The 5,884-nt window shown below is 72.8% G+C and carries 11 protein-coding genes and 1 pseudogene; 8 read left to right on the top strand and 4 right to left on the bottom strand.

Annotated features, from left to right (window positions below):
* From G6R25_RS20290 to G6R25_RS28035, 5 genes and pseudogenes are all read left to right on the top strand, one after another.
* Positions 1-563: glycoside hydrolase family 5 protein (locus G6R25_RS20290; RefSeq protein ID WP_205447290.1), on the top strand; the 563-nt coding region annotated here is incomplete at its 5' end.
* A 54-nt stretch (positions 564-617) separates the two neighbouring features.
* The gene (locus G6R25_RS20295) at positions 618-908 is read left to right on the top strand and encodes a hypothetical protein (RefSeq protein ID WP_163554213.1); all 291 of its coding nucleotides are present in this window, start codon (positions 618-620) and stop codon (positions 906-908) included.
* Entirely contained in the window at positions 898-1,323 is a 426-nt protein-coding gene (locus G6R25_RS20300; protein ID WP_163554214.1) for a hypothetical protein, read from the top strand. The genes G6R25_RS20295 and G6R25_RS20300 overlap by 11 nt, the downstream gene beginning before the upstream one ends.
* A 64-nt stretch (positions 1,324-1,387) precedes the next feature.
* Complete coding sequence (locus G6R25_RS20305) at positions 1,388-1,624, top strand: hypothetical protein (protein WP_163554215.1); 237 nt, start codon at positions 1,388-1,390, stop codon at positions 1,622-1,624.
* Between the two features lie 65 nt (positions 1,625-1,689).
* A pseudogene (locus G6R25_RS28035) lies at positions 1,690-2,007 on the top strand (N-acetylmuramoyl-L-alanine amidase); the annotation flags it as partial.
* A 44-nt stretch (positions 2,008-2,051) separates the two neighbouring features.
* Here the strand turns inward: G6R25_RS28035 and G6R25_RS28040 are convergent.
* Positions 2,052-2,252, bottom strand: coding sequence for a hypothetical protein (locus G6R25_RS28040; RefSeq protein ID WP_235949230.1), 201 nt, complete (start codon positions 2,250-2,252; stop codon positions 2,052-2,054).
* Between the two features lie 20 nt (positions 2,253-2,272).
* On the opposite strand from G6R25_RS28040, the gene G6R25_RS28045 reads away from it, so the two are divergent.
* The 3 genes from G6R25_RS28045 (at position 2,273) to G6R25_RS20320 (ending at position 3,867) form a co-directional block, all read left to right on the top strand.
* Positions 2,273-2,587: a hypothetical protein gene (locus G6R25_RS28045; protein ID WP_235949231.1), complete on the top strand. Its 315-nt coding sequence runs from the start codon at positions 2,273-2,275 to the stop codon at positions 2,585-2,587.
* Positions 2,588-2,651: 64 nt separating this feature from the next.
* Positions 2,652-3,422 carry a DNA-methyltransferase gene (locus G6R25_RS20315; RefSeq protein WP_163554217.1) on the top strand — a complete coding sequence of 257 codons (771 nt, stop codon included), beginning with the start codon at positions 2,652-2,654 and terminating at the stop codon, positions 3,420-3,422.
* Between the two features lie 73 nt (positions 3,423-3,495).
* Complete coding sequence (locus G6R25_RS20320; protein WP_163554218.1) at positions 3,496-3,867, top strand: hypothetical protein; 372 nt, start codon at positions 3,496-3,498, stop codon at positions 3,865-3,867.
* 70 nt (positions 3,868-3,937) lie between these two features.
* Here G6R25_RS20320 and G6R25_RS20325 read toward each other — a convergent pair whose 3' ends face one another.
* The 3 genes from G6R25_RS20325 to G6R25_RS20335 are packed head-to-tail and all read right to left on the bottom strand — an operon-like array spanning position 3,938 to position 5,570.
* On the bottom strand, positions 3,938-4,210 hold the full coding sequence (locus tag G6R25_RS20325) for a hypothetical protein (protein WP_163554219.1): 273 nt from the start codon (positions 4,208-4,210) through the stop codon (positions 3,938-3,940).
* The gene (locus G6R25_RS20330; protein ID WP_163554220.1) at positions 4,207-4,545 is read right to left on the bottom strand and encodes a hypothetical protein; all 339 of its coding nucleotides are present in this window, start codon (positions 4,543-4,545) and stop codon (positions 4,207-4,209) included. The genes G6R25_RS20325 and G6R25_RS20330 overlap by 4 nt, the downstream gene beginning before the upstream one ends.
* On the bottom strand, positions 4,542-5,570 hold the full coding sequence (locus G6R25_RS20335; RefSeq protein WP_163554221.1) for a hypothetical protein: 1,029 nt from the start codon (positions 5,568-5,570) through the stop codon (positions 4,542-4,544). Before G6R25_RS20335 ends, G6R25_RS20330 begins: the two co-directional genes overlap by 4 nt.
* Positions 5,571-5,884 lie beyond the last annotated feature (314 nt).

A 5,884-nucleotide genomic window follows, 5' to 3' on the forward strand; every position in this document is an offset into this window, starting at 1 on the left:
CCTACACGTTTTACGAACCATTCAACGAGCCGAATAATGTGAGCTCTGCCAACTGGGATACGGCCATGAGGCAGACCATCGCGAATTTCCGACAGCAGGGCTACCGGGGCCTGCTCGTCATCGACACGTCGAACTGGTCCCACCTGTACGACGACACGCGGATGACCGGTATCGAGGATTACGACGCCAGCCTCACCGGCCGCGCGAACATCGCCTACGCCCGCCATGACTACGCGAGCGAATTCCCCGGTCTCGTCTGGGACGGTACTAAATGGATCAACGAGAACGGTGGGGCCGCGCGTGAACACATTCTCATCGAAACCGAGGCCGGGAACTTCAACAACGGCACCAGTAACACCGCATGGTCCAGCGACGCGCTGGGATTCCTCGCCGCGCGGCCCCGCGCGCAACCGAACTTCGCCAGCGCGTCCGCATTCCTGTTCGGGAACTGGCTCGACCCGAACGCGATGACCGGCACCGCCTACGGCTCACCCACGACATGGGGCAACCAGGTGCGCACCTATCTCGCCGCCGCCGGTGCGACCCCCATCCCGAACGGCTGACCCGCCCGTGGCCGCCCACAGCACAGCCGACGACATCGTCAAGGGAGGGGACGCGTGGATGCCGGCGTGCTCGCCGCAGCCATCTCCGGCGGATGCGGCATCCTCGGCGCCGTCGCGACGGCCATCCTCGGCCGGGTCGCGAGTGCCCGAGCACGGCACGCCGAGGAGCTCGCCGGCGCCCGCGCACGGCGGGCCGAGCAGCAACGCGAAGACCTTGACCGGCTGCGGGTCCTACTCGACGAGCAGCGCGAAGAGCTCGACTGGCGCGCCACCGAGCACGCCGCCACCCGCGCCGAGCTCGCCGCGCTACGCAGACGACTCGAGGAGGGACAGCGTGGTGGATGACGACCCGACCGTCCGGCACGCCGACGAGCTCGCCGCGGCCGCCGACGAGCTGCTCGAGCGCCTGGACCACGAGACCCCGCCGGCACCCCGCGGAGTGGACCGCCTCGACGCCGGCCGGCTCGGCCGGTGGATCGCTGTCACCGCCGGCGGAACCGTGCTGGCCATCCTCGGATCCGCCCTCGCCGTCGTCCTGGTCGTACTGCAATGGTCCACCCGAACCGAGGCCGCTGAGGCGGCCGCGCAGCGCGCCGTCACCGGTGTGATCGCAGCGCAGCACGCCTCCGAGGAGAGCAACTGCCGCATCCTCGCTCTCGGCCGCCGCAAGCCCGGAGAGCCCCCACCAACGACCGCGCTCGGCCTGGCCCGCGCCCAGCAGTACGAAGCCGAGTACCGCCGTCGCGGATGCCCGCAATGACCCGCCAGCGCAGACGGCGTAGACGGGCCCGCGGCCGGCTACCCCGCCCCGGCCGACGCCAGCGATGACCCGCCAGCCGTGGTGGGACGAGACCGGCCCGGACGGCCACCCCTGCCGCGAGCTGGACCGCACCACCTGGACCGACCGGCCCGCCGGCGCCGCCCGACCTGGACCGCGCCGCGGCCGGCGCCGGCGGACCGACGACAGCCTCGCCGGCCGGCTGCGCTACGCCCTGTTACTCGCCGCCCTGGCCGTCGCGCCGGCGGCTCTCTGCCTGTGGGGACTGGGAGGTCTCAGATGACGTCGTACCCGACCCGCTACCCGGGTGCGCGTTGGCGCCCGATCCCTATCAACCACTCGCCCGGGATGGTCCTCCCACCGCGCGGATTCATCCCTCACGTCCAGGTGGGGCTGAACCCGCTGTTCGGGTGGTTCAGCAACCCCACCAGCGCGGTCAGCTCGCACCTGTGGCTGGGCAAGAACGGCGACCTGGAGCAGTACGTCTCGTTCGACATGAAGGCATGGGCTCAGGGTTCTGGCAATCCGTACTGGATCTCGTGTGAGTGCGAAGGCTACGACACCGAGGACTACACGCCCATTCAGGTTCAGCGCCTGGCCGAGATCTACCGGTGGGGCATGGGGGTCTATGGCTGGCCCGACCACCTCACCGACAGCCCGGCCGGGCAGGGTCTCGGCACTCACCGGATGGGCGGCCCGGCCTGGGGCGGTCACTCCTGCCCGGGCGACATCCGGGCCGGCCGGCGCGGTGACATCCTCGCGGCCGCGCTCGCCCACCCCACCACCGCACCGCCGACCGAGGAGGACGACGTCATGACACCGGAGCAGGAGGCGCGGCTCACGAAGGCGATCGCCGCCGTGCCGGACGCGATGAACACGCTGATGACGATGCTGATGCGGCAGGCCGTCACCGGTGATCCGCCGCCGCCGCATGGCCGACGTCAAGGTCGGCTCCATGCCGGAGGCGCTCGGCCTCCTGCTGCTCCGGAGCAGCGACGAGGGCCAGGCGCTCACCGACCTCCGTACCCACATCACCGCGATCGAGGCCTTCTTGTCGGGGGACTTCGCCGCCTGGTCCGCGACGCAGGAGACGACGCTCCGCGAGATCCACCAGCTCGTCGCCGGCGGGCTGCCCGCGGGCACCGACCCGACGGTGGCCGCGAACATCCTCAGCCGCCTCGACCAGCTCGCCGCCGCGCTCGCCGAGCCACGCGCTTACACCATCACGCCGGCGGTGACACGGTGACGACGCGGCCGCAGCCGGCCGCCCATCACCAGGGCCGGCGCATGCTGACCATCGCACGGGCTTGATGTCCCCGCCCGCGCCTTACTACCAAGACGGCCAGGTAACCCTCTACTGCGGCAACAGCCTGGAGCTGCTCGCTGACCACGCGGACCTGCTGGCAGCCGAAGCGATCGTCACCGACCCTCCCTACGGGGAGATCAGCCTCGCCTGGGACGTCTGGCCGGACGGGTGGCCGGGGCTCGCCGCGGCCGCGGCGAAGTCGATGTGGTGCTTCGGCTCGATGAAAATGTTCCTGCGGCACTTCGACGACTTCGCCGGCTGGCGCTTGTCGCAGGACATCGTCTGGCAGAAGCACGCAGGGTCGAGCCCGGCCGCTGATCGCTTCCGCCGCGTACACGAGTACGCGCTGCACTGGTACCGCGGCAAATGGCGGGAAATCTACAAGGAGCCGCAGCGGGAGCCGAACCCCGTTTCCGGGATGAAGGTCGGCTCGGTCAGCCACAGACGCTCTGGCACCGCCCCCCACCTCGGCGGCCTGGGGCCGTCCACCTACCTGTACGACGGAACCCGCCTCGTCCACAGCGTGATTCCTGCCCGGAGCATGCGCGGCCGGGCGCTGCACCCCACCGAGAAACCCCCGCAGATCCTCGCCCCGTTGATCCGCTACTCGTGCCCGCCCGGCCGAGTGATCCTCGACCCGTTCCCCGGGTCCGGATCCACGCTCGCCGTCGCCCGCAGCCTCGGCCGGCGCGCGATCGGCATCGAACGCGACGAGCGATACGCCGAAATCGCTGCCCGCCGTCTCTCCAAACACGACCCGAACGGACCCGCGTGACCAGCGCCCGCCCCGACCAGCTCGTCGGCACCCTCGCTGCCCCCTCGCACACCGTCACCCCCGGAGGCATCCTGTGACCCGTCCCGAGACCGCGGCCCTCCCGCTGCCGCGCCGTGAGCCCGCGGCGATCCTCGGCCTAGTCCAGGCCGCCCTCGTCATCGGCGCGATCTGGCTCCCGATCCCCGTCGAGCTGCAGGCCGCGATCCTCGCGGCCACCGGTGCGATTCTCGGCCTGGTCACGGCCTGGGCGGTGGCTCCGACCCGGCCGGCGGCGATCCTCGCCGTGGTGCAGGCTGGGCTTCCGCTCCTGGTGCTGCTCGGCGTGGACCTGCCCGCCGGCGCGGACGCGGCGATCCTCGCCCTGGCGGCCGCCGCGCTGGGGCTGCTCACCCGGGCCCAGGTGTCGCCGGCCGAGGTCGGCCCGCCGCCGGCGGCCGCTGCGTAACCCCCGCGGCCCAGGCCGCCGCCCGGCCCGCACCGGCCCCCACCCCTACCCGGGGTGGGGGCCGGCTTTGTCATGCGCCCCACCAGCTCATCAGATGGCAATCGTGATCGCCTATCCGCACCGCGAGCTGACGGTCGAGCTGACTGAGGTTCTTCTGATCTTCGTCGGGTGAGACCCGACCGAACGGATCACGCGCGAATCTCAGGATGGCCGCGTCAATATCCTCGTCGCCGTAGTCGGCGCACAACCAGGCCCTCACCTGGACGATGCGGGCCCACCCGGTGTGCTCGCTCAACGCGCGCACCGCCTTGACGAGGTCCCCGTCGATGTCGTTCGCGGTCACTGCGGCTTCTTCCGCGCGTGACAGATCTGAACGACGAGCGCGAGCTGGTCCCGCGCCCACCGCGGCACCCGCGGCTGTCCGGAGACCAGCGCCGCGGCGATCACGTCGATGTCCGGCGCATCGACGAACCAGCGCGCCAGGCGGCCGCGAGCGGCCGCGCGCAGCAGACGCCGGTCAGCAACCAGCACCCGGACGGCAGCCTGTCGGCCGACGTCGGCCACCGCCCACACGCCGAGCCTCGCGGCGAGCTCGTCGGCCGCCTGGTCCCGGCGTCGCATCCACAGCGCCGCCGGCTGCGTCACCCCCGGGATCGGCATCCCGGTCGGGTCGATCACCGGGTCACCGCGTCGGCGGCCGCCTGGCCCTCGTCGCGGAGCTCGGCCAGTTCGGCCTCCGCTTCCTCCCGGCCCTGTTCGGCTGTCTCCCGGGCGGCGTCTGCGCGGGCGGCCCGGTCGACCGCGTCGCGGGCCTCGCCGCGGGCGGCATCCAGCAGGCCGACCGCCTGGTCCGCGCGCTGCTGCTGTGCGGCAGCAGTTTCCCGGGCGGCGGCCAAGAGCTGCTCGGTGCTCTCCGCCCGGACGGCGGCGAGTTCGGCGGCCTGGCGGGCGTCGACGGCGTCCGTGCGGACGGTGGCCAGTTCGGTCTCCGCGGCCTGGCGGGCGGCGGTCGCCGTGTCGCGGTCCCGCTCTGCCCTCTCGGCGCGCTCCGCCGCCTGGGCGAGGTCGACGCGCAGCCGGCCGGCGTCAGCGTCCGCGGCGACGGCACGCAGCTCGGCTGCGTCCCGTGCGGCCGCGGCCGCAGTGGCGTCGGCCTCGGCGACGCCAGCGCGCCGGTCCGCATCGTCGGCGCGGCGCCTCGCCTCGCCCGCCCGGCCGGTCTGCTCGACGGAGTCGGCCTGCGCGGCCGCGGCGCGCTGCTCGGCGTCGCGGGCCCGTGCCTCGGCCTGCTCCGCCTCGGCCGCCATGGCCTCGGCGGCCTCCTCGGCGGTGATCCGCGCCAACTGCTCGGCGGCCAGGCGCGTCTCGGCGTCGGCCACGGTCCGCAGCGCCTCCGCCCGGACGGCGGCGAGCTCCGCCGCCACCACCTCCGGATCGGTCGCCGTGTCCAGCAGCTCCCGGGCACTGCTGGCCGCCGTCTCGAACTCGGCCAAGAGGTCGCCGAGGCGGAGGACGGTCTCGCGGAGGCTGGCCCCGGCCAGACTCGCGGGCCGGTCGGCTACCCCTTCACCATCCATTGCCTTGCGGGACTTGCGGGCCCGGAACGCGGTCTGCGCGGTGTGGGCGGAGTCGGTGCAGTAGCGGGGGGCCCGGCCGCCCGTGGCCGGCGCCGGCGCGACTGGCGCCGAGCATCCCGGGAACACACACCCCGGCCGGTCATTCGTTTCGTTCGTACGTTCGTTCGTCTCGCGTGACGAACGAACGATTGCGTCAGTCATCGGCCCGCCCCGCGGTTGGCCGCCGTCGTGGCCACGCTCATCGCCCTGTCGGTGCGGCGGCGGAGCTCGGTCAGCGCGCCCGGGGGCCGTGTGGTGATTGCCATGGGTCCTCCCCTGCGCCCCGGCGGGGACGCGTTCGGTGTGGACCGAACAGGGGAGTTTTCAGACGATCATGAGCGTGCGCGTGAGGTGCGCGCGAAGGTGCGCGCGAGGTTGCGCTGATGATCGCTTGGATGGCG

It is taken from the genome of Candidatus Frankia alpina (assembly GCF_902806485.1).
Lineage (GTDB): Bacteria > Actinomycetota > Actinomycetes > Frankiales > Frankiaceae > Frankia > Frankia alpina.